At 56.4% G+C, this 26651-nt stretch carries 24 protein-coding genes; 14 read left to right on the plus strand and 10 right to left on the minus strand.

What is annotated here, in order from left to right:
- Positions 1-45 precede the first annotated feature (45 nt).
- The 4 genes from tyrB (at position 46) to QMN93_RS16700 (ending at position 3108) form a co-directional block, all read left to right on the plus strand.
- On the plus strand, positions 46-1239 hold the full coding sequence (tyrB, locus tag QMN93_RS16685; RefSeq protein ID WP_047059576.1) for an aromatic amino acid transaminase: 1194 nt from the start codon (positions 46-48) through the stop codon (positions 1237-1239).
- A 269-nt stretch (positions 1240-1508) separates the two neighbouring features.
- A complete protein-coding gene (aphA, locus tag QMN93_RS16690) occupies positions 1509-2222 on the plus strand; it encodes an acid phosphatase AphA (protein ID WP_182382916.1) in 714 nt (237 codons plus the stop codon).
- A gap of 113 nt (positions 2223-2335) precedes the next feature.
- On the plus strand, positions 2336-2752 hold the full coding sequence (locus QMN93_RS16695; protein ID WP_023310052.1) for a secondary thiamine-phosphate synthase enzyme YjbQ: 417 nt from the start codon (positions 2336-2338) through the stop codon (positions 2750-2752).
- Positions 2753-2754: 2 nt separating this feature from the next.
- Entirely contained in the window at positions 2755-3108 is a 354-nt protein-coding gene (locus tag QMN93_RS16700; protein WP_023310053.1) for an MmcQ/YjbR family DNA-binding protein, read from the plus strand.
- 3 nt (positions 3109-3111) lie between these two features.
- On the opposite strand, the gene uvrA is transcribed toward QMN93_RS16700, so the two are convergent.
- Positions 3112-5934 carry an excinuclease ABC subunit UvrA gene (gene uvrA / locus QMN93_RS16705; protein ID WP_029740212.1) on the minus strand — a complete coding sequence of 941 codons (2823 nt, stop codon included), beginning with the start codon at positions 5932-5934 and terminating at the stop codon, positions 3112-3114.
- A 251-nt stretch (positions 5935-6185) separates the two neighbouring features.
- On the opposite strand from uvrA, the gene ssb1 reads away from it, so the two are divergent.
- Entirely contained in the window at positions 6186-6716 is a 531-nt protein-coding gene (gene ssb1 / locus QMN93_RS16710) for a single-stranded DNA-binding protein SSB1 (RefSeq protein WP_029740211.1), read from the plus strand.
- A 62-nt stretch (positions 6717-6778) separates the two neighbouring features.
- On the opposite strand, the gene QMN93_RS16715 is transcribed toward ssb1, so the two are convergent.
- On the minus strand, positions 6779-7060 hold the full coding sequence (locus tag QMN93_RS16715; protein ID WP_008503385.1) for a YjcB family protein: 282 nt from the start codon (positions 7058-7060) through the stop codon (positions 6779-6781).
- Positions 7061-7123: 63 nt separating this feature from the next.
- Between QMN93_RS16715 and QMN93_RS16720 the strand changes: the two genes are divergently transcribed.
- Positions 7124-7366: a hypothetical protein gene (locus QMN93_RS16720; protein ID WP_182382918.1), complete on the plus strand. Its 243-nt coding sequence runs from the start codon at positions 7124-7126 to the stop codon at positions 7364-7366.
- 339 nt (positions 7367-7705) lie between these two features.
- On the plus strand, positions 7706-9271 hold the full coding sequence (locus tag QMN93_RS16725) for an EAL domain-containing protein (RefSeq protein WP_193138784.1): 1566 nt from the start codon (positions 7706-7708) through the stop codon (positions 9269-9271).
- 6 nt (positions 9272-9277) lie between these two features.
- Here the strand turns inward: QMN93_RS16725 and soxS are convergent, their stop codons facing one another.
- Positions 9278-9604, minus strand: coding sequence for a superoxide response transcriptional regulator SoxS (gene soxS / locus QMN93_RS16730; protein ID WP_013095071.1), 327 nt, complete (start codon positions 9602-9604; stop codon positions 9278-9280).
- Positions 9605-9702: 98 nt separating this feature from the next.
- Between soxS and soxR the strand changes: the two genes are divergently transcribed.
- The 4 genes from soxR (at position 9703) to QMN93_RS16750 (ending at position 14642) form a co-directional block, all read left to right on the plus strand.
- A complete protein-coding gene (soxR, locus tag QMN93_RS16735; RefSeq protein WP_014882155.1) occupies positions 9703-10161 on the plus strand; it encodes a redox-sensitive transcriptional activator SoxR in 459 nt (152 codons plus the stop codon).
- A gap of 368 nt (positions 10162-10529) precedes the next feature.
- Positions 10530-11201 carry a glutathione S-transferase family protein gene (locus QMN93_RS16740; RefSeq protein WP_182382919.1) on the plus strand — a complete coding sequence of 224 codons (672 nt, stop codon included), beginning with the start codon at positions 10530-10532 and terminating at the stop codon, positions 11199-11201.
- 294 nt (positions 11202-11495) lie between these two features.
- Complete coding sequence (gene ghxP / locus QMN93_RS16745; RefSeq protein ID WP_023310059.1) at positions 11496-12845, plus strand: guanine/hypoxanthine transporter GhxP; 1350 nt, start codon at positions 11496-11498, stop codon at positions 12843-12845.
- A gap of 150 nt (positions 12846-12995) precedes the next feature.
- Entirely contained in the window at positions 12996-14642 is a 1647-nt protein-coding gene (locus tag QMN93_RS16750; RefSeq protein ID WP_033144417.1) for a Na+/H+ antiporter, read from the plus strand.
- A 501-nt stretch (positions 14643-15143) separates the two neighbouring features.
- Here QMN93_RS16750 and QMN93_RS16755 read toward each other — a convergent pair.
- The gene (locus tag QMN93_RS16755) at positions 15144-16031 is read right to left on the minus strand and encodes a LysR family transcriptional regulator (protein ID WP_039262399.1); all 888 of its coding nucleotides are present in this window, start codon (positions 16029-16031) and stop codon (positions 15144-15146) included.
- 102 nt (positions 16032-16133) lie between these two features.
- On the opposite strand from QMN93_RS16755, the gene QMN93_RS16760 reads away from it, so the two are divergent.
- Together QMN93_RS16760 and QMN93_RS16765 are read left to right on the plus strand one after the other, a co-directional pair.
- Positions 16134-16544 carry a CidA/LrgA family protein gene (locus QMN93_RS16760; RefSeq protein WP_021242769.1) on the plus strand — a complete coding sequence of 137 codons (411 nt, stop codon included), beginning with the start codon at positions 16134-16136 and terminating at the stop codon, positions 16542-16544.
- Positions 16537-17226: an LrgB family protein gene (locus QMN93_RS16765; protein WP_023310063.1), complete on the plus strand. Its 690-nt coding sequence runs from the start codon at positions 16537-16539 to the stop codon at positions 17224-17226. The genes QMN93_RS16760 and QMN93_RS16765 overlap by 8 nt, the downstream gene beginning before the upstream one ends.
- A gap of 32 nt (positions 17227-17258) precedes the next feature.
- Here QMN93_RS16765 and actP read toward each other — a convergent pair whose 3' ends face one another.
- From actP to acs, 3 genes are all read right to left on the minus strand, one after another.
- Positions 17259-18908 carry a cation/acetate symporter ActP gene (gene actP / locus QMN93_RS16770; protein WP_033144419.1) on the minus strand — a complete coding sequence of 550 codons (1650 nt, stop codon included), beginning with the start codon at positions 18906-18908 and terminating at the stop codon, positions 17259-17261.
- Positions 18905-19219, minus strand: a complete 315-nt coding sequence (locus QMN93_RS16775) for a DUF485 domain-containing protein (RefSeq protein ID WP_023310065.1) — start codon at positions 19217-19219, stop codon at positions 18905-18907. The genes actP and QMN93_RS16775 overlap by 4 nt, the downstream gene beginning before the upstream one ends.
- A gap of 135 nt (positions 19220-19354) precedes the next feature.
- A complete protein-coding gene (gene acs / locus QMN93_RS16780; RefSeq protein WP_058842101.1) occupies positions 19355-21313 on the minus strand; it encodes an acetate--CoA ligase in 1959 nt (652 codons plus the stop codon).
- A 423-nt stretch (positions 21314-21736) separates the two neighbouring features.
- Here acs and gltP point away from each other — a divergent pair, with 423 nt between their 5' ends.
- Complete coding sequence (gltP, locus tag QMN93_RS16785) at positions 21737-23050, plus strand: glutamate/aspartate:proton symporter GltP (RefSeq protein WP_023310067.1); 1314 nt, start codon at positions 21737-21739, stop codon at positions 23048-23050.
- A gap of 83 nt (positions 23051-23133) precedes the next feature.
- Here the strand turns inward: gltP and QMN93_RS16790 are convergent, their stop codons facing one another.
- The 3 genes from QMN93_RS16790 to fdhF form a co-directional block, all read right to left on the minus strand.
- A complete protein-coding gene (locus QMN93_RS16790) occupies positions 23134-23808 on the minus strand; it encodes a tetratricopeptide repeat protein (protein WP_193138785.1) in 675 nt (224 codons plus the stop codon).
- Between the two features lie 121 nt (positions 23809-23929).
- A complete protein-coding gene (locus QMN93_RS16795) occupies positions 23930-24082 on the minus strand; it encodes a Hok/Gef family protein (RefSeq protein WP_032644722.1) in 153 nt (50 codons plus the stop codon).
- 323 nt (positions 24083-24405) lie between these two features.
- On the minus strand, positions 24406-26553 hold the full coding sequence (gene fdhF / locus QMN93_RS16800; protein WP_080277752.1) for a formate dehydrogenase subunit alpha: 2148 nt from the start codon (positions 26551-26553) through the stop codon (positions 24406-24408).
- Between the last annotated feature and the right edge of the window lie 98 nt (positions 26554-26651).

Genomic DNA, 26651 nt, shown 5'->3' on the forward strand with positions numbered 1-26651 from the left:
TTATTGTTGAAATCCCTGCCTCATCGAATTCCGGAGAACCATCGCGTGTTTCAGAAAGTTGACGCCTATGCCGGCGACCCTATCCTCTCCTTAATGGAGCGTTTCAAAGAAGATCCTCGCAGCGACAAAGTGAACCTCAGCATCGGTCTGTATTACAACGAGGATGGCATCATTCCTCAATTAAAAGCCGTTGCCGAAGCCGAAGCGCGTCTGAACGCTGTTCCACACGGTGCTTCTCTTTATCTGCCGATGGAAGGGTTAAACGCCTACCGCAACACCATCGCTCCGCTGTTATTCGGTGCCGATCACGCGGTGCTCGCGCAAAAACGCGTGGCGACCATCCAGACGCTGGGCGGCTCGGGTGCGCTGAAAGTGGGTGCAGACTTCCTGAAAAAATACTTCCCGGATTCAGGCGTATGGGTCAGTGACCCGACGTGGGAAAACCACGTTGCGATCTTCGAGGGCGCAGGTTTCAACGTGGCGACCTATCCGTGGTTCGACAGCGAAACGAACGGCGTGCGCGTTGAAGCGCTGCTGGAAAAACTAAACACGCTGCCGGCGCGCAGCATTGTGCTGCTGCACCCATGCTGCCATAACCCGACCGGGGCGGATCTCACCAACGCCCAGTGGGATGCGGTGATTGAGGTACTGAAGGCCCGCGACCTGATTCCGTTCCTCGACATCGCCTACCAGGGCTTTGGCGCGGGCATGGAAGAAGATGCTTACGCCATCCGCGCCGTGGCCAGCGCCGGGCTGCCAGCGCTGGTCAGCAACTCCTTCTCTAAAATCTTCTCCCTGTACGGTGAACGCGTTGGCGGTCTGTCCGTGGTCTGTGAAGACGCCGAAGCGGCGGGTCGCGTCCTGGGCCAGCTGAAGGCGACGGTGCGCCGCATTTACTCCAGCCCGCCAAACTTTGGTGCGCAGGTGGTGGCGACGGTTCTCGGTGACGAACAGCTGAAAGCGTCCTGGCTTGCCGAAGTGGAAGCGATGCGTAAGCGCATCCTGTCCATGCGTCAGGAGCTGGTTAACGTGCTGAAAGAGGCCGTGCCGGGACATAACTTCGACTATCTGCTCAAGCAGCGTGGGATGTTCAGCTATACCGGTCTGAGCGCGGCGCAGGTCGATCGCCTGCGGGAAGAGTTCGGCGTCTACCTGATCGCCAGCGGCCGTATGTGCGTGGCGGGCCTGAATGCCAGCAACGTTCATCGCGTGGCGCAGGCGTTTGCTGCTGTAATGTAAGTATTCACTTACTTGCATGCTATATGTAGGCCGGGTAAGGCGCAGCCGCCACCCGGCTTTTTTTGTTTGCGCCGGTGCCAATCATTGCCCGGTGGCGCTTCGCTTACCGGGCCTACACGCCTCTTCCACGCTTTGTGATCGTCTTCTTTTTATTCCGCTTCATAAGCAAAAACTCCTTCCCTTCACCTCCCGCTGGGGTTATGGTCGGATAGTTTTTTGACCATCTACTCAAATTAAAACGATAACAAACTGAATATTCAGGGGAAAATATGCGCAAGATCACACTGGCGCTCAGCGCCGCCTGCTTATTGTTCTCGCTTAACAGCGCCGTCGTCGCACGAGCTTCTGCCCCGACGCCGCTTTACACCGGCACCACCGCCGCCATTCTTGCCGAGCAGGCGCCCATTCACTGGGTTTCAGTGGCCCAAATCGAAAACAGTCTGATCGGCCGCGCGCCAATGGCCGTGGGTTTTGACATTGACGATACCGTGCTGTTCTCAAGCCCCGGCTTCTGGCGCGGGAAGAAAACGTATTCACCCGACAGCGAAGCGTATCTGAAGAACCCGGAATTCTGGGAAAAAATGAATAACGGCTGGGACGAATTCAGCATCCCGAAAGAGGTTGCCCGTGCGCTTATTGCCATGCACGTGAAGCGCGGCGACAGCATTTATTTTGTTACCGGCCGCAGCCAGACCAAAACCGAAACCGTCTCTAAAACGCTGCAGGATGATTTCCAGATCCCGGCGACCAGCATGAGCCCGGTCATTTTTGCCGGTGACAAAGAGGGGCAAAACACCAAGACCCAGTGGCTGGAAAAGAAAAATATCAAAGTATTCTACGGCGATTCGGATAACGACATCACCGCCGCGCATGACGTGGGGGCCAGAGGGATCAGGGTATTGCGCGCCTCTAACTCGACCTATCGACCGCTGCCGATGGCCGGAAAGTTTGGCGAAGAGGTGATCGTCAATTCGGAGTATTAAGTACCCGGCAGCGGGTTTGACTCTTTTTTAATCAAATCTCGCTGCTGCGGGTTTTACCTTTCGTCTTCTTGCTGCACACTTAGAAAGATTCATCTTTCATCACGGAGCAGCACATGTGGTACCAACAGACCCTGACCTTAAGCGCTAAACCACGCGGATTTCACCTGGTGACGGATGAAGTCATCGGGCAACTCCGCGATCTGTCGCGGGTGAAAACGGGTTTGCTGCATCTGCTGCTTCAGCACACGTCAGCCTCTCTCACGCTTAATGAAAATTGCGATCCCACCGTCCGGTCCGACATGGAGCACCATTTTCTGAAGAGCGTCCCGGACAACGCGCCTTACGAGCATGACTATGAGGGGGCGGACGATATGCCTTCCCATATTAAATCTTCCCTGCTGGGCGTGTCGTTGATGCTGCCGGTTCACAACGGGCGGCTGCTGTTGGGAACGTGGCAGGGGATCTGGCTGGGAGAGCATCGCATTCACGGTGGTTCGCGTAAAATTATCGCCACGCTACAAGGGGAATAAAGATGACAATTTCGGAGATACTTCAGTACTGCATGAGCAAGCCCGGCGCGGAGCAGAGCGTTCATAGCGACTGGAAAGCCACGCAGATTAAGGTGGGAGATGTCCTGTTTGCGATGGTGAAAGAGGTGGAAGGCCGTCCGGCGGCGTCGCTGAAAACCAGCCCTGAACTGGCGGATTTGCTACGCCAGCAGCATGATGACGTGAGGCCGAGCAAGCACCTCAATAAGGCGCACTGGAGCACCGTCTATCTGGATGGATCGATTCCTGGCTCGCAGATTTACTACCTGGTGGACGCGTCCTATCAGCAGGCGGTTGAGCTGCTGCCGGAAACCACCCGACAGCAACTCTCCGTGTGACAATTACAGCAACGGTTTAAGGAAGCGCGCGGTGTGCGAGGCTTCGCACTCTGCAACGGTCTCTGGCGTACCGGAGACGAGAATTTCACCGCCGCCGCTGCCGCCTTCCGGGCCGAGATCGACAATCCAGTCCGCGGTTTTAATCACGTCCAGGTTATGTTCGATGACCACGATGGTGTTGCCCTGGTCTCTGAGCTGATGCAGAACCTCGAGCAGCTGCTGGATATCGGCAAAGTGCAGGCCGGTGGTCGGCTCGTCCAGAATGTAGAGCGTCTGACCGGTGCCGCGTTTTGACAGCTCACGCGCCAGCTTCACGCGCTGCGCTTCACCGCCGGACAGCGTGGTGGCCGACTGCCCCAGACGAATGTAGGTCAGGCCGACGTCCATCAGAGTCTGCAGCTTACGCGCCAGCGCAGGGACGGCGTCAAAGAACTCGCGCGCCTCTTCGATGGTCATGTCCAGCACTTCGTGGATGGTCTTGCCCTTGTACTTAATCTCCAGCGTTTCGCGGTTATAGCGTTTCCCTTTGCACTGGTCGCACGGCACGTAGATATCCGGCAGGAAGTGCATCTCAACCTTGATCACGCCGTCGCCCTGGCATGCTTCGCAGCGGCCACCGCGCACGTTAAAGCTGAAACGTCCTGGCGTATAGCCGCGTGAACGCGCTTCCGGCACACCGGCAAACAGTTCACGCACGGGCGTGAAGACGCCGGTATAGGTTGCCGGGTTAGAGCGCGGGGTACGGCCAATCGGGCTCTGGTCAATGTCGATAACTTTATCAAAATGCTCCAGACCCTGGATGTCGCGGTACGGTGCAGGCTCGGCCAGCGTCGCGCCGTTTAGCGCCGTCTGCGCAATCGGGAACAGCGTATCGTTGATCAGCGTCGATTTGCCGGAACCGGACACGCCGGTGATGCAGGTAAACAGGCCAACCGGCAGCGTCAGGGTGACGTCTTTCAGGTTGTTGCCGCGCGCGCCGGTCAGCTTCAGCACTTTTTCCGGATCTGCCGCTACGCGCTGTTTCGGCACCTCAATCTTACGCTTGCCGCTCATGAACTGACCGGTCAGCGACTCGGGCACCGCCATGATGTCCTTCAGCGTCCCTTCCGCGACCACCTGGCCGCCGTGTACGCCAGCGCCAGGGCCAATGTCGATGACGTGGTCAGCCGCGCGGATCGCATCTTCATCGTGCTCGACCACAATTACCGTGTTGCCGAGGTTGCGCAGGTGAACCAGCGTCCCGAGCAGACGCTCGTTGTCGCGCTGGTGAAGGCCGATGGACGGCTCATCCAGCACGTACATCACGCCGACTAAGCCCGCGCCAATCTGGCTCGCCAGACGGATACGCTGGGCTTCACCGCCGGAGAGCGTTTCTGCCGAGCGGGAAAGCGTCAGGTAGTTCAGGCCGACGTTCACCAGGAACTTCAGGCGATCGCCAATCTCTTTCAGCACTTTTTCGGCGATTTTCGCGCGCTGGCCGGAGAGCTTCAGGTTGTTGAAGAAGTCCATCGCATGGCCGATGCTCATGTCTGAGATGGTCGGCAGCGCGGTGTTTTCCACAAACACGTGGCGCGCTTCGCGACGCAGACGCGTGCCTTCACAGGTGGCGCAGGAGCGGTTGCTGATGAATTTCGCCAGCTCCTCGCGTACCGCGCTGGATTCGGTCTCTTTGTATCGGCGCTCCATGTTGTGCAGCACCCCTTCGAACGGGTGGCGACGCACGGAGGTATCGCCGCGATCGTTCATATACTTGAACTCGATGTTCTCTTTGCCGGAACCGAACAGGATCACTTTGTGTACGTTCGGGCTCAGGCTCGCCCACGGCGCTTCGACGTCGAACTTGTAGTGCTCCGCCAGCGATTTCAGCATCTGGAAGTAGTAGAAGTTACGCTTGTCCCAGCCGCGAATGGCCCCGCCCGCCAGCGACAGCTCCGGGTTCTGGATCACGCGGTCCGGGTCGAAATACTGCTGCACGCCCAGGCCGTCACACGTCGGGCACGCGCCCGCCGGGTTGTTGAATGAGAACAGGCGCGGCTCGAGCTCGCGCATGCTGTAGCCGCAAATCGGGCAGGCGAAGTTGGCGGAGAAGAGCAGCTCTTCCGCTTTTGGGTCGTCCATGTCGGAGACCACGGCCGTGCCGCCAGAGAGTTCCAGCGCCGTTTCAAAAGATTCCGCCAGACGCGTGGCGAGATCGTCGCGCACCTTAAAGCGGTCAATCACCACTTCGATGGTGTGCTTCTTCTGCAGCTCCAGCTTTGGCGGGTCGGACAGGTCACACACCTCGCCGTCGATACGGGCGCGGATATAGCCCTGGCTTGCCAGGTTTTCCAGCGTTTTGGTGTGTTCGCCTTTTCGCTCTTTAATGATCGGCGCCAGCAGCATCAGGCGTTTGCCTTCCGGCTGCGACAGCACGTTATCCACCATCTGGCTTACGGTCTGGGCCGCCAGCGGGACGTCGTGGTCCGGGCAGCGCGGCTCGCCCACGCGAGCATACAGCAGACGCAGATAGTCATGAATTTCGGTAATGGTACCGACCGTTGAACGCGGGTTATGCGAGGTGGACTTCTGCTCAATAGAGATAGCAGGGGACAACCCTTCAATGTGGTCGACATCCGGTTTTTCCATCAGCGACAGGAACTGACGCGCGTACGCAGAGAGCGATTCAACGTAACGACGCTGTCCTTCGGCATACAAAGTGTCGAAAGCCAGTGAGGATTTGCCAGACCCCGAAAGCCCGGTCACGACAATGAGTTTGTCGCGAGGGATTATGAGGTTGATATTCTTGAGATTGTGGGTGCGGGCGCCCCGAACTTCGATCTTATCCATTCACCTTTCCCGGTTGGAACACGGATTGCCTGATTTGTTTGAAGGACAAACGGCTGTCAGAAACGGCTAATTATGACACAATTTGACCTGTTTGAATATACAGTATTGGAATGCATTTTCTGATTGGCTGTGTAACAATGTAGAGTCCGCGAGAGATTTCTGAACCGACTACGCAACTATGCAAATTGCCGCGTGGAAATGGTACACTCGCGCGTTTACACTATTAAGAAACGTATTCAGGAGACACGAACATGGCCAGCAGAGGCGTAAACAAGGTGATTCTCGTCGGTAATCTGGGCCAGGACCCGGAAGTACGCTACATGCCGAGTGGTGGCGCAGTTGCCAACATTACGCTGGCTACTTCCGAATCCTGGCGTGATAAAGCGACCGGTGAGATGAAAGAGCAGACCGAATGGCACCGCGTAGTGCTGTTTGGCAAACTGGCCGAAGTGGCCGGTGAGTATCTGCGTAAAGGTTCTCAGGTCTATATCGAAGGCCAGCTGCGTACCCGCAAATGGACCGATCAGGCCGGCGCTGAGAAGTACACCACAGAAGTCGTGGTCAACGTGGGCGGTACCATGCAGATGCTGGGTGGCCGTCAGGGCGGTGGCGCACCGGCAGGTGGCGGTCAGAGCCAGCAGCAGGGCGGTTGGGGTCAGCCTCAGCAGCCGCAGGGCGGCAACCAGTTCAGCGGCGGCGCACAGTCTCGTCCGCAGCAGCAGTCTGCTCCGGCGCCGTCTAACGAACCGCCAATGGATTTCGACGACGACATTCCGTTCTGATTTCCGCGTGCTGAAAACAAAAAACCCAGACTATCGTCTGGGTTTTTTTATTCCGGAAGGGATCAGGTAATCACCATCGGCCAGTCTGGCGGCGTGTGGCTCATCGCCTCAACCATCACCACTTTAATATTTTCCCAGACGGCGGCGATATCCAGCAGGGTGATGCCAAGCAGGCCCGTTGCAAACCAGCAGGCCGCACCCAGCCCCAGCAGGGTGCTGATAACTGCAAGACCCGCATAGTCAGATTTACGAAACTGAATGTTCAGCGTGCTGGCTAAAAACATCAGTACCGCACTCAACAAAGGCCAGCGCAGGAGAACCATGCTGGTAGTAATGGTTGCCATAAAACCCATCCTCTATAAAACAGACGAACTGAATGAAACGGTGTTTCTCGTTACAGAATATGTGTGAACTATATCACGTTTGTTGATTTATTCGCCAGCGTCTGTGCGATCAAAAAAGAGGATTTTATTCCTCAGAAAAGGCGATTGTGCGGGCTGGTCCTGCCTTCGGCGCACGAGGAGGCGGAGCCACAGCGTGCCGAAAACGCGCTTCGGGCAAGTGGGGATAGCGCAAATTCAGTTTTTATAAGAGGGGCGTTATTCTCACCCAATCCTGAAAATATTGTGGTGAAGGCTGACTATTTATAAATCAACGGACACAATACCCCAGAGCAAATAGCATAAAACGTCATGATGAAGTTGTACTTTTTTCATGCTGTCAGACGTTTGGCTTAATCAACGATTGTCTGTTGTGTTATCTTCCCGTCTGCCTGACGGGCTGGATAATTATTTTCCTTAATTGAAACGGAACGAATACTTACAGTTTAACTTACGGGAAAATATTATCGGCATAACGAAATTTAAGATTTTTAATACTAAAAGTCAGTTGCTAACTTCACATGATTCATGCAACGTAATCACCTGTTTAACAAAGCATCCGGCCTTAAGTACTACAGGCGTACAACATGCAGGGATATAGGGCGGGAAATGAATCGTAGCGCGCGGCGCAAAATGCTCAGGGTGGTAGGGATCATCATGGTAGTTATGCTGCCGGTGATGCTTGCGCTATGGTTTGCCCAACTGCGTGCCGTGTCTGAAACAAGCGCCCAGCTACGCACATTTGCTGAACTGGCTTTAGACAAAACAGAGCTGGTTATTCAACAGGTTGAGCTGGCCAGGGACGAGGCGGTAAAATATCAGGGCGAGCTTTGCACGCCGGGACACCGTCAATATATGCTGAACGTTGTTCGTGGCCGCCTGTTTGTCGCCGATTTAATTTACGCTGAAGGTCAGAATTTTCTTTGTTCGACCGTTTTTACACCGGATCACCCCTACGCCATTCCTGTCGCTAATTACACGCGCAAACCTGACGTCGCTATCTATTATTATCGCGATACACCATTTTATACTGGCTATAAAATGACATATATGCAGCGCGGAAATTATGTGGTGGTCGTCAATCCGCTTTCATACAGCGAAGTCATGTCCGCGGATCATTCTCTCTCCTGGGGTGTGTACGACACGGTAACCAATGCTTTCTTTTCCGTCAGCCAGAAAGCCAATGTTTCTTTATTAAATTCGATGATTCGGGATAAGGAATCGGTATTTCAAAAAGATAACCGCTTTTATACGATCGTAACATCTCCCAAAAGACCGATTGCGGCCATTGTGTCGACATCGAATAAACGCTTTTATGAAACGCTTTATCACCAGGCGACGTTGACGCTACCGCTGGGCATGATCTGCAGCATTATTATTTTGCTGGTATGGTCGCGTACCCATCGTGAGCTTAATTCGCCGGGGCGCTTACTGCACCGGGCGCTGAACAAACGACAGCTTTGCGTTCACTATCAGCCGATTATTGATATTAAGAATAACCAGTGTGTGGGCGCGGAGGCGCTGTTGCGCTGGCCTGGCTTTGACGGGCAGGTGATGAGCCCGGCTGAGTTTATCCCGCTGGCGGAAAATGAGGGAATGAGCGAGCGGATTACGGACTATGTCGTTGAGGAGGTGTTCAACGATCTGGGCCATTTCCTGGCCGAGCATCCGCATCTCTATATTTCGATTAACCTGTCGGCCACGGATTTCCACTCCTCGCGGCTGATCGCCATGATTTCCGACAAGGCCCGCCACTACGCCGTCCGTGCGCAGCAAATCAAAATAGAAGTGACGGAACGCGGTTTTATCGATGTGCCAAAAACCACCCCGGTGATTCAGGCTTTCCGTCAGGCGGGTTATGAAGTCGCGATCGATGATTTTGGTACCGGCTACTCGAACCTGCACAACCTCTACTCGCTGAACGTGGATATTCTGAAAATCGATAAATCGTTTATCGATACCTTAACGACCAACAGTACCAGCCACCTGATCGCCGAGCATATTATCGAGATGGCGCAAAGCCTGCGGCTGAAAACCATTGCGGAAGGGGTAGAGACGGCAGAGCAGGTAAGCTGGCTGTTGAAGCGCGGCGTCCAGTTTTGTCAGGGATGGCACTTCGCGAAAGCGATGCCGCCCCAGGAATTTATGACCTGGCAGCAGCAACCTTTGCACTGAGGGTGATTAATTCAACTGGTGGCGATAGTCGCTCGGCGTGCGGTCAAACTCGCGGCGAAACACGCGGGAAAAGGTTTGTTGCGACACATAGCCAAGGTCCATCGCGATATCAAAAATGGGCCGCTGCGTTGAGCGTAGCGCCTGCGCCGCCAGCAGCAGTCTGCGCTGGCGAATGTACTCGCCCAGCGTTTGATGCATGACCGTGCGGAACATTCTCTGTAAATACCATTTCGAATAGCCCGACTTTTTAGCGACCACATCAATGTTCAACGGTTGGTCGATATGTTCATCAATCCATTCAATAAGCGTCTGAATAATCTGCTGATGCGACATAAGGTTGCCCCTCTGTAGATACAACTATCTCGGTTAATTCGTCGTTTTCTCTGCGGGCGAGTATAATTCCTCAAGTTAACTTGAGGTAAAGAGGTTTTATGGAAAAGAGATTGCCGCGCATTAAAGCGCTGTTAACCCCCGGTGAAGTGGCGAAGCGAAGTGGCGTTGCGGTATCCGCGCTCCACTTCTATGAAAGCAAAGGGTTAATTAAAAGCATCCGCAACGGGGGCAACCAGCGTCGCTATACCCGCGACGTGCTCCGCTACGTGGCGATTATCAAAATTGCGCAACGAATCGGAATTCCCCTGGCCACGATCGGCGAGGCGTTTGGCGTGCTGCCGGAAGGGCATACGCTTAGCCCGAAAGAATGGAAAGAGCTGTCGTCCCAGTGGCGTGAAGAGCTGGACAGGCGTATTCATACGCTGGTCGCGCTGCGTGACGAGCTGGATGGCTGCATCGGCTGCGGCTGCCTGTCGCGTAGCGATTGTCCGTTGCGTAACCCCGGCGACAGGCTGGGCGAGCAGGGGACGGGGGCGCGGTTGCTGGAAGAGGAATGAGTATGTGCGACCGGTTTGCCGGGTGGCGGCTGCGCCTTACCCGGCCTACAAAACCGGGAACGTAGGCCGGGTAAGCGAAGCGCCACCCGGCAAAAGCATTATAAAGAACTAAAGCGCCACATAAGGGCGCTTTAGTTTTTCCCGGTCTTTGTCTTTCACTCTATCCCGCTGGTTCACGGGAGGGTTTCCCCCGACATCAGCACCCCTCAGTGTCGAGCTGGTTGGGGAGGTTCCGGATTGTGCTGACACTTTAATTCTATGCAAGACCCGTTTTTTCGCCAGCCTCACCGACCGTTTTTTAGACGAATTTTTTTCGCGGTGTTGTTCAATTTTCTATAGTTAAAAAGTATGAATAACAGGAGAAAACCATGCTCACGGTACACCACCTTAACCAGTCGCGCTCGCACCGCGCGATCTGGGCGCTGGAAGAACTCGGCCTGCCTTATGAGATCGTTCACTACCAGCGCGAAAAGAACATGCTGGCACCGGAGGCTCTTAAAAAGGTGCATCCGTTGGGCAAATCGCCGGTTATCGAAGATAACGGACTGATCCTTGCGGAGTCCGGCGCCATCCTGGAGTACCTGCAGGAGACGTACGATCCCGAGTCACGCCTTAAGCCTTTAGACCCGTCGCATAAGGTGCAATACCGCTTCTGGCTGCATTACGCCGAAGGATCGCTGATGCCGCTGCTGTTAATGAAGCTGGTCTTCAACAGCCTCGGCAAGCCGCCGGTGCCGTTTGGTATCAGAACCCTGGGCAAAGCGCTGGGGCAGGGGGTGCAGAAAGCGTATCTCAACCGTCAGCTGGAAACCCATGCGCGCTTTATTGAGTCACATCTTGCCGAAAACAGCTGGTTTGCCGGGGATTCGCTCAGCATGGCCGATATCCAGATGAGCTTCCCGATCTTTGCGCTGCTGGCGCGCGGCGGTATCGCTAATCTGCCGCATATTCAGGCGTGGAAGACAAAAGTTGAGAACACCCCAGGCTGGCAAAGAACCCTGGAACAGGGGGGACCGTTATCTATCCCGGGCGAGGACTGAAATGTAAACAAATTGCGCATAGACGATAACGTTTGCGCATCCTCTGTTTATTTCTTCAGCGTCATAAGGGAATTTTAGCGAAAAACGATAAAGTTCAGTTGAAAAGGGCGGGGATTACGCTAGATAATCGTTTGCCTTAATTTGACCACCCGTTTGTAAGCGCGGAGCTAAACGTTTGCTTTTTTTGTGACGCCCTTTCGTCACAAACGCAACACAAGGATTTGACGTTCAGCTGGCAGTGGCGTCTCCACCTCGCTTACGGACTTCCTAAAAAACTCTCAGGGGATGTTTTCTATGTCTACGCCATCTGCGCGTACTGGCGGTTCACTTGACGCCATGTTTAAAATTTCGGCCCGCGGCAGCACCGTGCGCCAGGAAATTGTTGCCGGTTTGACAACGTTTCTGGCGATGGTTTATTCCGTCATCGTTGTGCCGGGCATGCTGGGCAAAGCAGGCTTCCCGCCAGCGGCTGTCTTTGTGGCGACCTGTCTTGTGGCCGGCGTGGGCTCCATCGTGATGGGTCTGTGGGCGAACCTGCCGCTGGCGATTGGTTGCGCCATTTCTTTGACCGCGTTTACCGCGTTCAGCCTGGTGCTGGGTCAGCACATCAGCGTACCGGTTGCGCTGGGTGCCGTGTTCCTGATGGGTGTGCTGTTTACCGTGATTTCAGCGACCGGCATCCGTAGCTGGATTTTGCGCAACCTGCCGCAGGGCGTGGCGCACGGTACCGGCATCGGTATCGGCCTGTTCCTGTTGCTGATCGCCGCCAACGGCGTCGGTCTGGTCATTAAGAACCCGCTGGACGGTCTGCCGGTAGCGCTGGGCCACTTCGCCAGCTTCCCGGTGATTATGTCGCTTATCGGTCTGGCGGTGATTATCGGTCTGGAAAAACTGAAGGTGCCTGGCGGCATTCTGCTGACCATTATCGGCGTTTCTATTGTCGGCCTGATTTTCGATCCAACCGTACACTTCTCCGGTATCTTCGCTATGCCGTCGCTGAGCGATGACAAAGGCAACTCCCTGATTGGCAGCCTGGATATCGTTGGCGCGCTGAACCCGGTGATCCTGCCAAGCGTGCTGGCGCTGGTGATGACCGCCGTGTTTGACGCGACCGGTACCATTCGTGCGGTGGCCGGTCAGGCGAACCTGCTGGATAAAGACGGTCAGATTATTGATGGCGGCAAAGCGCTGACCACTGACTCCCTGAGCAGCGTCTTCTCCGGCCTGGTGGGCGCGGCGCCTGCGGCGGTGTACATCGAGTCCGCAGCGGGTACGGCGGCAGGCGGTAAAACCGGCCTGACGGCGATCACCGTCGGCGTGCTGTTCATGCTGATCCTGTTCCTCTCTCCGCTCTCCTATCTGGTTCCGGCGTATGCGACCGCGCCAGCGCTGATGTACGTTGGCCTGCTGATGCTGAGCAACGTAGCGAAAATCGACTTTGCGGACTTCGTGGACGCGATGTCTGGCCTGATTACCGCGGTCTTCATCGTCCTGACCTGTAACATCGTGACCGGCATTATGATCGGCTTCGCGTCGCTGGTGATTGGTCGTCTGGTCTCCGGTGAATGGCGCAAGCTGAACGTTGGCACCGTGATTATCGCCGTTGCGCTGGTAGCGTTCTACGCGGGCGGCTGGGCAATCTAAGTTGTCCATTGATGCGAAAACGGGTGGCTCAGGCCGCCCGTTTTTATTTTCAGGACTCATCCTGTTGCCTTTTGCGTTACTCTGGAGAAGATAGAATAAAAGGCACGACGCCTTCCGGAGTACATAAGCAACACAGCAAACAGGGAACGCATGGAAATCTTCTTCACAATACTCATCATGACCCTTGTGGTCTCGCTATCCGGGGTGGTTACACGCGTACTGCCCTTTCAGGTCCCCCTGCCATTAATGCAAATTGCCATCGGCGCGCTGCTGGCGTGGCCGACGTTTGGCCTGCACGTGGAATTTGACCCCGAACTGTTCCTCGTGCTGTTTATCCCGCCGCTGCTGTTTGCCGATGGCTGGAAAACGCCCACCCGCGAATTCCTTGAGCACGGGCGCGAGATCTTCGGCCTGGCGCTGGCGCTGGTGGTGGTCACCGTCGTCGGGATTGGTTTTCTGATCTACTGGGCGGTACCGGGTATTCCATTAATACCGGCTTTTGCGCTGGCCGCCGTGCTGTCGCCAACCGATGCCGTGGCGCTGTCTGGCATTGTGGGTGAAGGCCGTATTCCGAAGAAAATCATGGGGATTTTACAGGGTGAGGCGCTGATGAACGACGCCTCCGGCCTGGTCGCCCTGAAGTTTGCCGTGGCCGTTGCGATGGGCACGATGGTCTTTACCATCGGCGGCGCAACCCTTGAATTCTTCAAGGTGGCGATTGGCGGTATTCTGGCGGGCTTCGTGGTGAGCTGGCTGTACGGCCGCTCATTGCGCTTCCTCAGCCGCTGGGGCGGCGATGAGCCCGCAACGCAGATCGTACTGCTGTTCCTGCTGCCGTTTGCCTCTTATCTGATTGCCGAACATATCGGCGTGTCGGGCATTCTGGCTGCGGTTGCGGCGGGGATGACCATCACCCGTTCCGGCGTAATGCGTCGCGCGCCGCTGGCCATGCGTCTGCGTGCCAACAGCACCTGGGCCATGCTGGAATTTGTCTTTAACGGCATGGTGTTCCTGCTGTTGGGCCTGCAGCTGCCGGGCATTATGGAATCCTCGCTGGTGGCGGCGGAGGCCGATCCGAACGTTGAGGTCTGGATGCTGTTTACCGACATCGTGCTGATCTACATGGCGCTGATGCTGGTGCGTTTCGGCTGGCTGTGGACGATGAAAAACTTCAGCGTACGTTTCCTGAAGAAAAAGCCGATGGAGTTCGGCTCGTGGACAACGCGTGAGCTGCTGATCGCCTCTTTTGCGGGCGTACGCGGGGCGATCACCCTTGCCGGTGTGCTCTCCATTCCGCTGCTGCTGCCCACGGGCGACGTCTTCCCGGCGCGCTACGAGCTGGTCTTCCTGGCGGCGGGCGTGATTCTGTTCTCCCTGTTTGTCGGCGTGATTATGCTGCCGATTTTACTCCAGCATATTGATGCCGGTGATTCGACCCAGCAGCATAAAGAGGAGCGTATTGCCCGGGCGGCCACCGCCGAAGTGGCAATTGTCGCGATTCAGAAAATGGAAGAGCGTCTGGCCGCGGATGCGGAAGAGAACATCGACAATCAGCTGCTGACGGAAGTCAGTTCCCGCGTGATTGGTAACCTGCGCCGCCGCGCGGACGGGCGTAACGATGTGGAAAGCTCGCTGCAGGAGGAAAACCTTGAGCGCCGGTTCCGCCTGGCGGCGCTGCGCTCCGAGCGCGCCGAGCTGTACCATCTGCGCGCCACGCGGCAGATCAGCAACGAAACGCTGCAAAAGCTGCTGCACGATCTGGACCTGCTGGAAGCGCTGTTGATAGAGAATCAGTAGCGCTGTTTTTGCCCGGTGGCGCTGCGCTTACCGGGCCTGCGTGCTCGATCGGTTCCCTCTCCTTGTGGGCTGAGGGTTTCCCACAACTGCACGGACGACCCCCTCTCCCTTGAGGGAGAGGGCTGGGGTGAGGGGGAACATACGGCTGTGGAGGTCATTCCGTTCACTTTATGTTCCTTGCTACTCTGTAACGACATGACCGGTGAACGTGCCAGGGTGGCTCAATCGCCACCACCCTGGCGACCCGGGCTCCCGGCGGTAAATCGCCGCTTCGCGGTGCCCTCAGCTTATTCCTTCAGGCTATCGGGTCGGGCATGAGCCTGCATCCCTGCAGGCCACGCCCTCTCGGCGCATCCCTGCGCCTCGCCCCGGCCTTACGGAAACGCTTCGGCGATTTACAGCCGGACCAGGGCGTCGCTGTAACTCATTAATTTTGCAGAAGAAGCGTTCATCGCTTCAGGTAAAAAATTACTGGGGATTCCTCAGCCCTGTGGGAGAGGGTTAGGTTGAGGGCACCCAAAACCCCTCACAACACTGCAGCCACGCCTGCGCGCTCTGCGATAAATACACCCCTTCGCGCCAGATCATCCCCAGCTGCCAGTGCAGGTCGCTCTCCAGCGGGATCCAGCGCAGCGTGTTTTTATCCAGACGCTCGCAAATCGGCTGCGGCAGGATGGCAATCCCCACGCCGGCCTGCACCATCGCCGCCAGGAAATCCCACTGTCCGCTGCGCACCGCTATGCGCGGCTTGACGTTATGCTGGTTAAACAGCGTCATTAGCTGGCGGCTGAGGGCGAAGTCTTCGTTGTAGATCAGCAGAGGGTGCTCGCCGAGCAGTTCAGGTCTCACCGAGTCCAACTTCAGCCAGTCGCCGGAGCGGGGAACCAGCACGCACAGCGGGTGGCTAAAGAGCGGAAGCGTCGCCAGACCGCTCTCTTCCTCAACGGGGAGGGCGGTCATTGCCACGTCGAGCTCGCCGTTGGTGACGGCCTGCTGGACGGTTAACCCACCAAACTCCGAAATCTTCAGCTCAACGCCGGGATAACGCTGGCGAAACAGGCTAATCGGCCCGGCCATCATCATCCCCACCATGGGCGGAATGCCGAGGCGAAGCACACCTTTCTTCAGATGATTGATATCGCCCAGCTCTGCTTCCAGCTGGCGAAACTCCGCCAGAATCGCCAGCCCGCGTTCGAATACTACGCGTCCGGTGTCGGTCAGCAACAGCTTGCGCCCGTCGCGGATCAGCAGGGTACAGTTCAGTTCATCTTCGAGGTTTTTCAGCATCTTGCTGATGGTGGGCTGGGTAACAAACAACTTCTCCGCTGCGCGGGTAAAACTTTGCTGACGAACCACTTCGACAAAATAGCGCAGCGTTCTTATGTCCATGATTATTCCTCGAAACTATACCTTTGATGATTTTAATTCATTTCAGTCCATACCGTGCGCTCTCTATACTGGCGCCTCGTCTCATTTTTGAGGAAAACCCCCATGGCTGTGGCGTTAAGCCGTGTTACGCCTGCCGTTGTGCAACGACTCCAGGTCCCGGTGCAGGTACTGCTCTACGCGGGACTGTTTGTTTTCGCGGAATATCTTGTCGGCTGGCTGCATCTGCCGCTGCCCGCCAATCTTGTCGGGATGCTGCTGATGCTGACGCTTATTCTGTGCCGCGTGATCCCCCTTAACTGGGTACGCGCCGGGGCGCGCTGGCTGCTGGCGGAGATGCTACTGTTCTTTGTTCCGGCGGTGGTGGCGGTGGTGAACTATGCGCAGCTGCTGATGGTGGACGGCTGGCGAATCTTTGCGGTTATCGCGCTGAGTACGCTGATGGTGCTGGGGGCAACCGCCTGGGTGGTGGATAAAGTGTATCGCTTTGAAATCAGCAGGCACAAACATGACTAATTTTCAGATCAGCGTCTTGTGCCTGATTGCGACGCTGGCGATCTACTTTGCCAACAAGCGGCTGTATCGCCGCTTTCATGCCCTGCCGCTGATGCCGCTGGTCTTCACGCCGATCCTGCTGGTGCTGATGCTGGTCTTCGGCCACATCTCCTGGCAGAACTACATTGGCGAATCCCACTGGCTGCTGTGGCTGCTCGGCCCGGCGACCATCGCTTTTGCCGTCCCCGTTTACGACAACCTGGCGATTATCAAACGCCACTGGATGTCGCTCAGCGCGGGCGTGATCACCGCCACGGTGGTCGCGGTGTGCAGCTCCGTCTGGCTGGCGCGGCTGTTTACGCTGCCCGATGAAATTCAGCGCAGCCTGGCGGTGCGTTCGGTAACCACGCCGTTTGCGCTGGCGGCCGCTAAACCGCTCGGCGGGCAGCCGGACCTGGTGGCGCTGTTTGTTGTCGTGACGGGTGTGTTCGGTATGGCGGTCGGCGATATGTTGTTCCTGCGCTTGTCGATCCGGGAAGGGATGGCGAAAGGCGCGGGGTTTGGCGCGGCGTCACACGGGGCGGGCACGGCACGTTCGTATGAGCTGGGGCAGCAGGAGGGCGTTGTCGCAAGCCTGGTAATGATGCTCTCAGGCGTAGTGATGGTGCTGATTGCGCCGCTGGTGGCGTGGGTGATGTTTTAAGCTCCCCGGCCAGAATGACCGGGGAGAAAGGCTTAGTGCGCGCGGCCCTGCTCAACGCCCAGGCCGGTTTGAGAACGGATAAACTGGGCGCGGAATTTCTCACGCTCCAGGTTACCCTCCGGCGAATTGTCGGTGGCCGAGAAGAACCAGATGCCGATAAACGCCACGGCGATCGAGAACAGCGCCGGGTATTCATACGGGAAGATAGCGCTTGCGTGACCGAGGATCTGCACCCAGATGGTCGGGCCCAGAATCATCAGGATCACCGCCGTCAGCAGCCCCAGCCAGCCGCCAATCATCGCGCCGCGCGTGGTCAGCTTCGACCAGTACATGGAGAGCAGGATGATCGGGAAGTTACAGCTTGCCGCAATCGAGAAGGCCAGCCCCACCATAAAGGCGATGTTCTGCTTCTCGAACAGAATGCCTAACAGAATCGCCACGACGCCCAGCACCAGCACGGTGATTTTCGAGACCTTCAGCTCGTCGCGCTCGCTCGCGCCTTTGCGGATAACGTTGGCGTAGAGGTCATGCGACACCGCAGACGCGCCGGCGAGCGTCAGCCCTGCAACCACCGCAAGAATGGTGGCGAAGGCCACGGCGGAGATAAAGCCGAGGAACAGGTTACCGCCCACCGCGTCCGCCAGATGCACCGCCGCCATGTTGTTACCGCCAATCAGCGCGCCCGCCGCGTCTTTAAACGCCGGGTTCGCCCCCACCAGCATGATCGCGCCAAAGCCGATGATAAAGGTCAGGATATAGAAGTAACCCATGAAACCGGTGGCGTAGAAGACGCTCTTGCGCGCTTCACGCGCATCGCTCACGGTGAAGAAGCGCATCAGGATATGCGGCAGGCCCGCGGTACCGAACATCAGGCCGAGACCGAGCGAGAGCGCGGATATCGGGTCTTTCACCAGCCCGCCCGGGCTCATGATCGCTTCCCCTTTCGGGTGGACCGCCATCGCCTCGGTGAACAGGTTATTGAAGCTGAATCCGACGTGCTTCATCACCATAAAGGCCATAAAGCTGGCGCCGAACAGCAGCAGGACGGCTTTGATGATCTGCACCCAGGTGGTTGCCAGCATGCCGCCGAACAGCACGTACATCACCATCAGCACGCCAACCAGCACCACCGCGACGTGGTAGTTCAGGCCGAACAGCAGTTCGATCAATTTACCCGCGCCGACCATCTGCGCAATCAGGTACAGCGCCACCACCACCAGCGAACCGCAGGCGGAGAGGGTGCGAATCGGCCCCTGCTTCAGGCGATATGAGGCCACGTCAGCGAAGGTATAGCGGCCCAGGTTACGCAGGCGTTCGGCAATCAGGAACAGGATGATCGGCCAGCCGACGAGGAAGCCGAGGGAATAAATCAGGCCGTCATAGCCGGAGGTGTACACCAGCGCGGAGATCCCGAGGAACGAGGCGGCGGACATAAAGTCACCCGCAATCGCCAGCCCGTTCTGGAAGCCGGTAATGTTGCCGCCAGCGGTGTAGTAATCGTTACGGGAGCGCACGCGTTTCGACGCCCAGTAGGTGATGTACAGCGTCAGCAGGACGAAAATCAGGAACATCACAATGGCCTGCCAGTTGGTTGGCTGGCGCTGGACCTCGCCGGTAATGGCATCCGCCGCGTGGGCGGCAAAGGGAAGCGTGGCGGCGAGCGCCGTCAGAACTCTCTTCATGATGCTTTTACCTCTTGCAGTACCGCTTTATTAAGTCGATCGAATTCACCGTTCGCGCGCCAGACGTAGACGCCGGTCAGCAGGAATGAAATCACAATCACGCCAATGCCAATCGGAATACCGCGCGTTACGCTGGTCCCCTCGTGCAGCGGGGTGCCCAGCCAGTGCGGGGCAAAGGCGATCAGCAGAATAAAGCCGACGTAGATAACCAGCATGATGATGGAAAGGATGAAGGCAAACCGTTGCCGCTTATCGACGAGCTCCCTGTAGTGCGCACTATTCTCTATCTGCTGACAAATATCGTTATTCATCACAGAGTCTCCAAAGGTAAGGTAGGTTTGTTTTTAGTCCCCTCTCCCTTTTGGGGAGAGGGTTAGGGTGAGGGGAGGAAGGTGCGGTCTGATGCCCTCACCCCAGCCCTCTCCCACAGGGAGAGGGAGAAAACACTAGGAAGGCATCGCGATGGCCTGCTTCTCTTCGAGCAGTTTTTCCACCACGCCAGGATCCGCGAGCGTTGAGGTATCACCGAGGTTGCTGGTGTCTCCAGCCGCGATTTTGCGCAAAATACGACGCATAATTTTGCCGGAACGGGTTTTCGGCAGCGAGTCGGTCCAGTGCAGCACGTCCGGCGTCGCCAGCGGGCCAATCTCTTTACGCACCCAGTTGCGCACCTCAGCGTAGAGCTCAGGCGACGGTTCTTCGCCGTGGTTCAGAGTGACATAGGCGTAAATCGCCTGGCCTTTGATGTTATGCGGAATGCCCACAACCGCCGCTTCGGCAATCTTCGGATGCGATACCAGCGCCGATTCAATCTCAGCGGTGCCCAGACGGTGGCCGGAGACGTTCAGCACGTCGTCCACGCGCCCGGTTATCCAGTAATAGCCGTCTTCGTCACGACGCGCGCCGTCGCCGCTGAAGTACATGTTTTTAAAGGTCGAGAAGTAGGTCTGCTCGAAGCGATCGTGATCGCCGAACAGGGTACGCGCCTGACCCGGCCAGGAGTCTGTGATCACCAGGTTGCCTTCGGTGGCGCCTTCCAGCGGGTTGCCTTCGTTATCCACCAGCGCAGGCTGCACGCCGAAGAACGGGCGGGTTGCGGAACCGGCCTTGAGCTGCGTGGCGCCCGGCATCGGAGTGATCATGAAGCCGCCGGTTTCGGTCTGCCACCAGGTGTCCATCACCGGGCATTTCTCGTTGCCGATTTTCTTCCAGTACCACTCCCAGGCTTCCGGGTTGATTGGCTCACCCACGGAACCGAGGATGCGCAATGAAGATCGGTCAGTGCCTTCGATGGCTTTATCGCCTTCCGCCATCAGTGCGCGGATCGCCGTTGGCGCGGTGTAGAGAATGTTGACCTGGTGTTTGTCGACCACCTGACACATACGCGCCGGGGTCGGCCAGTTTGGTACGCCCTCAAACATCAGCGTTGTTGCGCCACAGGCCAGCGGTCCGTACAGCAGGTAGCTGTGTCCGGTAACCCAGCCCACGTCGGCGGTACACCAGTAGATGTCGCCCGGATGGTAGTCGAAGACGTATTTGAAGGTAGTGGCCGCATAGACCAGATAGCCGCCGGTGGTGTGCAGGACGCCTTTCGGCTTACCGGTGGAGCCGGAGGTGTAAAGAATGAACAGCGGATCTTCGGCGTTCATCTCTTCCGGCTGATGCTGGTCGCTCGCGTTCTCAATCAGGTCGCTCCACCACAGGTCGCGCCCCTCGGTCCAGTCGATTTTGCCGCCGGTACGCTTAAGGACGATGACGTTACTGACCGTTTTGACGTTCGGGTTTTTCAGCGCTTCGTCGACGTTTTTCTTCAGTGGGATACCGCGTCCGGCGCGCACACCTTCATCGGCGGTGATCACCAGTTTTGAACTGGAATCGACAATACGGCCCGCAACCGCCTCTGGCGAGAACCCGCCGAAAATCACCGAGTGGATCGCGCCGATACGCGCGCAGGCCAGCATGGCCACCGCAGCTTCCGGCACCATCGGCATATAGATAGCGACCACATCGCCTTTTTTAATGCCCTTTTCCAGCAGGACGTTGGCGAAGCGGCACACGTCGCGGTGCAGCTCTTTGTACGTAATATGTTTGCTTTGCGAGGCGTCATCGCCTTCCCAGATGATGGCCGTCTCATTCCCGCGCTCGGCGAGGTGACGATCGAGGCAGTTCGCCGCCAGGTTCAGGGTGCCATCTTCATACCATTTAATGGAGACATTGCCGGGCGCAAAGGAGGTGTTCTTCACCTTCTGATAAGGTTTGATCCAGTCAAGGATATGACCCTGCTCACCCCAGAAGGTGTCCGGGGCGGTGATAGATTGCTGATAATTCTCGTGGTACTGCTCCGGGGTGATCAGGCAACGGTCCGCAATATTTGCGGGAATGTCGTGTTTATGTATTTGGCTCATGGCTTTTTTTCTCCTTGTAAGATGTTAATAATATGTCGCAAAAACGTTAATTGTAGGGGCTTTACAAGCTTTGTTTATTATTTGGGCTACAGATCACGCATTGTTTGAAGAGTATGAAAATTGAGCGAATGAAACTTTGAAGGAAAATAATTGATGCTGACGATTATTCACATTTATGTTTAAAAAAGCGTTTTTATAACAAAAGGTTATTTGTCAGAATTAGAACAAACTCCCGTCATCGTCGCTTTTGTGAGTGAAACGCGTCGTTCTTTAAGGCTTGCGCAACAGGTCGCGCAAATGATACTCATACGCCGCGTTAAAAAATCCCATAAACCAACGCAACACAATTCATACCCTTTCAGTATGTCTCCCTGTTCATGCAGTTTGAGTGAATAAGGCGCTTCATTGAGGAAGTCAGTTTCTATGAAAAACGTTAAAGTCAGCCTTGCCTGGCAGATCTTAATCGCCCTTGTGCTGGGCATCTTGCTGGGCAGTTACCTCCACTATCATAGCGACAGCCGCGAATGGCTGATTGCGAACCTGCTTTCACCGGCAGGGGATATCTTTATTCATCTGATCAAGATGATTGTGGTGCCGATTGTGATCTCGACGCTGGTGGTCGGTATTGCGGGCGTCGGCGATGCGAAACAGTTAGGCCGTATTGGTGCGAAAACCATTATCTATTTCGAAGTGATCACTACGGTTGCGATTATCCTCGGTATCACGCTGGCGAACGTGTTCCAGCCGGGGTCCGGGATCGATATGTCGCAGCTGGCAACGGTGGATATTTCGAAATACCAAAGTACGACCGCTGACGTGCAGAGCCATGCGCATGGCCTGATGGGCACTATCCTGTCGCTGGTGCCGACCAACATCGTGGCGTCGATGGCGAAGGGCGAGATGCTGCCTATCATCTTCTTCTCGGTGCTGTTTGGTCTGGGGCTCTCTTCCCTGCCGGCGACGCACCGTGAGCCGCTGGTGACCGTGTTCCGCTCTATCTCCGAAACCATGTTCAAAGTGACGCACATGGTGATGCGTTACGCGCCGGTAGGGGTGTTTGCGCTTATCGCCGTCACCGTGGCGAACTTCGGTTTTGCCTCCCTGTGGCCGCTGGCGAAGCTGGTGCTCCTGGTGCACTTCGCCATTCTGTTCTTCGCGCTGGTGGTGCTGGGGATCGTGGCGCGCCTGTGCGGGCTGAGCATCTGGATCCTGATTCGCATCCTGAAAGATGAGCTGATTCTGGCGTACTCCACGGCAAGTTCTGAGAGCGTGCTGCCGCGAATCATTGAGAAGATGGAAGCCTACGGCGCGCCTGCCTCTATTACCAGCTTCGTGGTACCGACCGGCTACTCCTTTAACCTGGACGGTTCGACGCTGTACCAGAGCATCGCCGCCATCTTTATTGCGCAGCTGTACGGCATTGACCTGTCGCTGTGGCAGGAGATCGTACTGGTGCTGACGCTGATGGTGACGTCCAAAGGTATTGCAGGCGTTCCGGGCGTCTCCTTCGTGGTGCTGCTGGCAACGCTTGGCAGCGTCGGTATTCCGCTGGAAGGTCTGGCGTTTATCGCCGGTGTGGACCGTATCCTCGACATGGCGCGTACCGCGCTGAACGTGGTGGGGAATGCCCTGGCGGTGCTGGTTATCGCCAAGTGGGAACACAAATTCGATCGTAAAAAAGCGCTGGCGTATGAACGCGAGGTGCTGGGTCGTTTTGATAAGACGGCTGACCAGTAATGTTAAAAGCCGGGTGGCGGCTTCGCCTTACCCGGCCTACACAAGCCGTAGGCCCGGTAAGCGCAGCGCCACCGGGCAATGCTTTACTCTCCGCTCAGCGCATCAAACTCTTCGCATCCGGTATCAAACCCTTCAGTGCAGCTCAGGTTCAACCAGTACAGCGCTTTCTGTTTATTGGGCGTGATAAAGCCTTTCTCACCCTGCCTGAACAACATCCCCGCCCAGTACTCGGCGTAGCCCGTGCGTGAAAGTGCCGAGCTCCGCTTGAACCACGAGGCGGCCTGCACGTCGTCCTGGACCACTTCAACGCCGTTGGCATAAATCAGCCCCAGCAGCATTTGCGCATCTACCGCAGAGTCGTTGTCGATATCTTCGGTCGCCGTTTGCAGCAGTTTGATGGCCTGGGGATAGTCGGTTGTACCTGCCTGAGTGTTGACCAGCACGCGCGCCAGCATGATCGCGCCGCGCTTGCTGCCCGCGATGGTTGCCTGCTGCGCCAGTGCCTTAGCTTGCGCATAATTTCCCTGGGTATAGAGGATTTGCGAGAGCAGCCCCATGGCGTCGACATCGCCACCTTTAGCGGCTTTCTCGGCCCACAGCGCGGCCTGCTTGCTGTCACCGGAGCTAAAATATGTATCGGCCAAATAATACTGGGCACGGGCGTCACCCGCTTCAGCCTGTTCTTTGTACTGGCTGCCAATCTCGTCGGCACGGACAAGCGATGTAAAAAGTAACAACAACAGAAAAATATGTTTCATGGGGTCTTATCATCGGGGTACACGCCGCGCAGTATAATCGCGGCGACAGAAGAAAAAAATGGGTGCATTAAGACCTCAGCATCCTGCAAGCCGGGCGGAACCTTGGTTCCGCCCGTAGAGGTTAGCCTGCGTTACAGGCTAATTTTGCCGCCACCTCCTGATGTTCACCCTTTATTGAAAACTCGCATAACTTACCTCGAGTAATAAAGGTAAAGATCACTATCGTCAGGCAAATAATAAAGACGATGCCTAACGCAGTTTTTAATGGCGTCATGCCTTTTACTCCTTGTCAAAAAAAGAATAAGAGGCTACTCTCAACTTGTCGGAGTTGAGGGAGAGTAGCCTCGGGTAAATGAAAATTTCCCGGGGCTTTCTACTTTCTGTCCCTCAACAATGCTCAAGACAGAAAGTCTTAAGCACCCGCCGCACATCTTATCCCTCTGAATTAAAATGCAAAGATGTAATTCTTTTTCGCGAAAATTACATTATTTCTGCGAGCCGCTTTCCAGAATAATAATTCATATATTTGATGAGTTAATCGGAAATAAAAAGGGAGTGAATATCTCACTCCCTTTATTCACTGATTAATTAACGGCTTCAGCCCATTGCGCTTTCGCGCAGTCGGGCTTTCAGCTTGTTATATTCGTCGATGACATACTGTTCCGCAGCGTGCTGATCCGCAATCGGCTCCACGCGTACGGCGCAGTATTTATACTCCGGCGTTTTGGTTATCGGACTTAAGTTCTCCGTCACCAGCTCGTTACAGGCGCCAATCCACCACTGGTAGGTCATATAGACCGCCCCTTTGTTCGGACGATCGCTGACCTGCGCACGGGTAATGATCCGGCCTTTGCGCGAGTTCACCCACACCAGCGCTTCATCCTCAATGCCGAGGCGCTCAGCGTCGGCGGTGTTGATTTGCGCGTAGCCCGGTTCGTCCGCCAGCGCCGCCAGCGCGGCGCAGTTGCCGGTCATCGAACGACAGGAATAGTGGCCCACTTCACGCACGGTGGAGAGCACCATCGGATACTCGTCGGTGAGCTTATCGATTGGCGCGACCCAGTCGCAGGTGAAGAACTGCGCCAGCCCGTTCGGGGTGTCGAACTTCTCTTTAAAGAGGTATGACGTCCCCTGATCGGCTTCGGACTCATCGCGACACGGCCACTGGATGTATCCCAGCTCACCCATTTTTTCGTAGGTTGCCCCGTAGAAGTCCGGGCACAGACTGCGCAGCTCGTCCCAGATCTCCTGAGTGTTGTTGTAGTGCATCGGGTAGCCCATGCGGGTGGCGATTTCGCTGATGATCTGCCAGTCCGTTTTCAGGTCCCACTTCGGCTCGACCGCCTTAAAGAAGCGCTGGAAGCCGCGGTCCGCCGCCGTGTAGACGCCTTCATGCTCGCCCCAGGAGGTTGACGGTAGAATCACATCCGCCGCCGCCGCGGTTTTGGTCATGAAGATATCCTGGACAATCACCAGCTCCAGATCCTCAAACCCTTTGCGCACAGCAGACAGCTCGGCGTCGGTCTGAAGCGGATCTTCGCCCATGATGTAGGCCGCACGCACTTCGCCGTGCGCCGCGCGGTGCGGCAGCTCGCTAATGCGATACCCGGTGTGTTCCGGCAGGCTTTCCACGCCCCAGGCCTTCGCGAACTTAGCGCGGTTTTCCGGGAACTTCACGTACTGGTAGCCCGGGTAGGTGTCCGGCAGCGCGCCCATATCGCAGGCGCCCTGGACGTTATTCTGACCACGTACCGGGTTAACGCCGACGTGCGCTTTACCCAGATTGCCGGTCAGCATCGCGAGGCTTGTCAGAGAACGCACGGTTTCCACGCCCTGATAGAACTGGGTCACGCCCATTCCCCACAGGATGGCGGCGGTTTTCGCCCCGGCATACATCCGTGCCGCCTGGCGGATCTCCTGCGCGCTGACGCCGGTGATTGTTTCCACCGACTCTGGCGTATAGCCTTCGACAATTTTCCGATACTCTTCAAAACCTTCCGTACGGGTCGCGACAAACGCCTGGTCGTACAGGTTCTCCTCAATAATGACGTGCCCCATTGCGTTCAACAGCGCGATGTTCGAGCCGTTTTTCAACGCGATGTGCATATCCGCAATGCGCGCGGTTTCAATTTTGCGCGGATCGCAGACGATGATTTTCGCCCCGTTCTGCTTAGCGCGAATAACGTGGTTCGCGACGATAGGGTGAGAATCCGCCGGGTTATAACCAAAGATGAAGACGAGATCGGTGTTATCTATCTCGTTGATGGCATTACTCATTGCGCCGTTACCGACCGACTGGTGCAGACCTGCAACCGATGGGCCGTGTCAAACGCGAGCGCAGCAGTCGACGTTATTGGTTCCAATAACGGCGCGCGCGAATTTTTGCATCACATAGTTGGTTTCATTCCCCGTCCCGCGTGAAGAGCCGGTGGTCTGAATTGCATCCGGGCCATACTTGGCCTTGATGGCGCTCAGACGCGTGGCGACGTAATCCAGCGCCTCGCTCCAGGAGACGGCTTCCAGCTTGCCGCCGCGCTCGCGGCGGATCATAGGGGTTTTCAGGCGCGGGGTGAGGATTTGGGTATCGTTAATAAAATCCCAGCCGTAGTAACCTTTCAGGCATAGCGTGCCCTGGTTGGTTTTCCCCTGTGCGGCCTCCGCCCGGACGATTTTGCCGTTATCGACCACCAGGTGGATCTTGCAACCTGAGGCACAATAAGGGCAAACCGTGACGACTTTTTTCATCAGTCTGCTCCAGTTAATCGAATCATTCGCACCCACTATGCAGCTTCTATGCCATGTTTTTTGTATGGGTATACCCTGACTTTACGGTCCCTTCGCGG

The sequence above is a fragment of the Enterobacter sp. R-1.6.2 genome (assembly GCF_035064085.1).
In the GTDB taxonomy this organism is placed as follows: Bacteria; Pseudomonadota; Gammaproteobacteria; order Enterobacterales; family Enterobacteriaceae; genus Enterobacter; species Enterobacter asburiae_B.

Bases quoted from the DNA above. Each gene is read 5' to 3' on its own strand.
- actP (WP_033144419.1), bottom strand. From the start codon at position 18,908: ATGAAGAGAGTTCTGACGGCGCTCGCCGCCACGCTTCCCTTTGCCGCC.
- QMN93_RS16715 (WP_008503385.1), bottom strand. From the start codon at position 7,060: ATGGCAACCATTACTACCAGCATGGTTCTCCTGCGCTGGCCTTTGTTG.
- QMN93_RS16755 (WP_039262399.1), bottom strand. From the start codon at position 16,031: ATGGACATAAGAACGCTGCGCTATTTTGTCGAAGTGGTTCGTCAGCAA.
- QMN93_RS16740 (WP_182382919.1), top strand. From the start codon at position 10,530: ATGCTCACGGTACACCACCTTAACCAGTCGCGCTCGCACCGCGCGATC.
- ssb1 (WP_029740211.1), top strand. From the start codon at position 6,186: ATGGCCAGCAGAGGCGTAAACAAGGTGATTCTCGTCGGTAATCTGGGC.
- QMN93_RS16695 (WP_023310052.1), top strand. From the start codon at position 2,336: ATGTGGTACCAACAGACCCTGACCTTAAGCGCTAAACCACGCGGATTT.
- QMN93_RS16760 (WP_021242769.1), top strand. From the start codon at position 16,134: ATGGCTGTGGCGTTAAGCCGTGTTACGCCTGCCGTTGTGCAACGACTC.
- QMN93_RS16700 (WP_023310053.1), top strand. From the start codon at position 2,755: ATGACAATTTCGGAGATACTTCAGTACTGCATGAGCAAGCCCGGCGCG.
- soxR (WP_014882155.1), top strand. From the start codon at position 9,703: ATGGAAAAGAGATTGCCGCGCATTAAAGCGCTGTTAACCCCCGGTGAA.
- QMN93_RS16795 (WP_032644722.1), bottom strand. From the start codon at position 24,082: ATGACGCCATTAAAAACTGCGTTAGGCATCGTCTTTATTATTTGCCTG.
- uvrA (WP_029740212.1), bottom strand. From the start codon at position 5,934: ATGGATAAGATCGAAGTTCGGGGCGCCCGCACCCACAATCTCAAGAAT.
- soxS (WP_013095071.1), bottom strand. From the start codon at position 9,604: ATGTCGCATCAGCAGATTATTCAGACGCTTATTGAATGGATTGATGAA.
- QMN93_RS16765 (WP_023310063.1), top strand. From the start codon at position 16,537: ATGACTAATTTTCAGATCAGCGTCTTGTGCCTGATTGCGACGCTGGCG.
- ghxP (WP_023310059.1), top strand. From the start codon at position 11,496: ATGTCTACGCCATCTGCGCGTACTGGCGGTTCACTTGACGCCATGTTT.
- acs (WP_058842101.1), bottom strand. From the start codon at position 21,313: ATGAGCCAAATACATAAACACGACATTCCCGCAAATATTGCGGACCGT.
- QMN93_RS16790 (WP_193138785.1), bottom strand. From the start codon at position 23,808: ATGAAACATATTTTTCTGTTGTTGTTACTTTTTACATCGCTTGTCCGT.
- QMN93_RS16750 (WP_033144417.1), top strand. From the start codon at position 12,996: ATGGAAATCTTCTTCACAATACTCATCATGACCCTTGTGGTCTCGCTA.
- QMN93_RS16725 (WP_193138784.1), top strand. From the start codon at position 7,706: ATGAATCGTAGCGCGCGGCGCAAAATGCTCAGGGTGGTAGGGATCATC.
- aphA (WP_182382916.1), top strand. From the start codon at position 1,509: ATGCGCAAGATCACACTGGCGCTCAGCGCCGCCTGCTTATTGTTCTCG.
- gltP (WP_023310067.1), top strand. From the start codon at position 21,737: ATGAAAAACGTTAAAGTCAGCCTTGCCTGGCAGATCTTAATCGCCCTT.
- QMN93_RS16775 (WP_023310065.1), bottom strand. From the start codon at position 19,219: ATGAATAACGATATTTGTCAGCAGATAGAGAATAGTGCGCACTACAGG.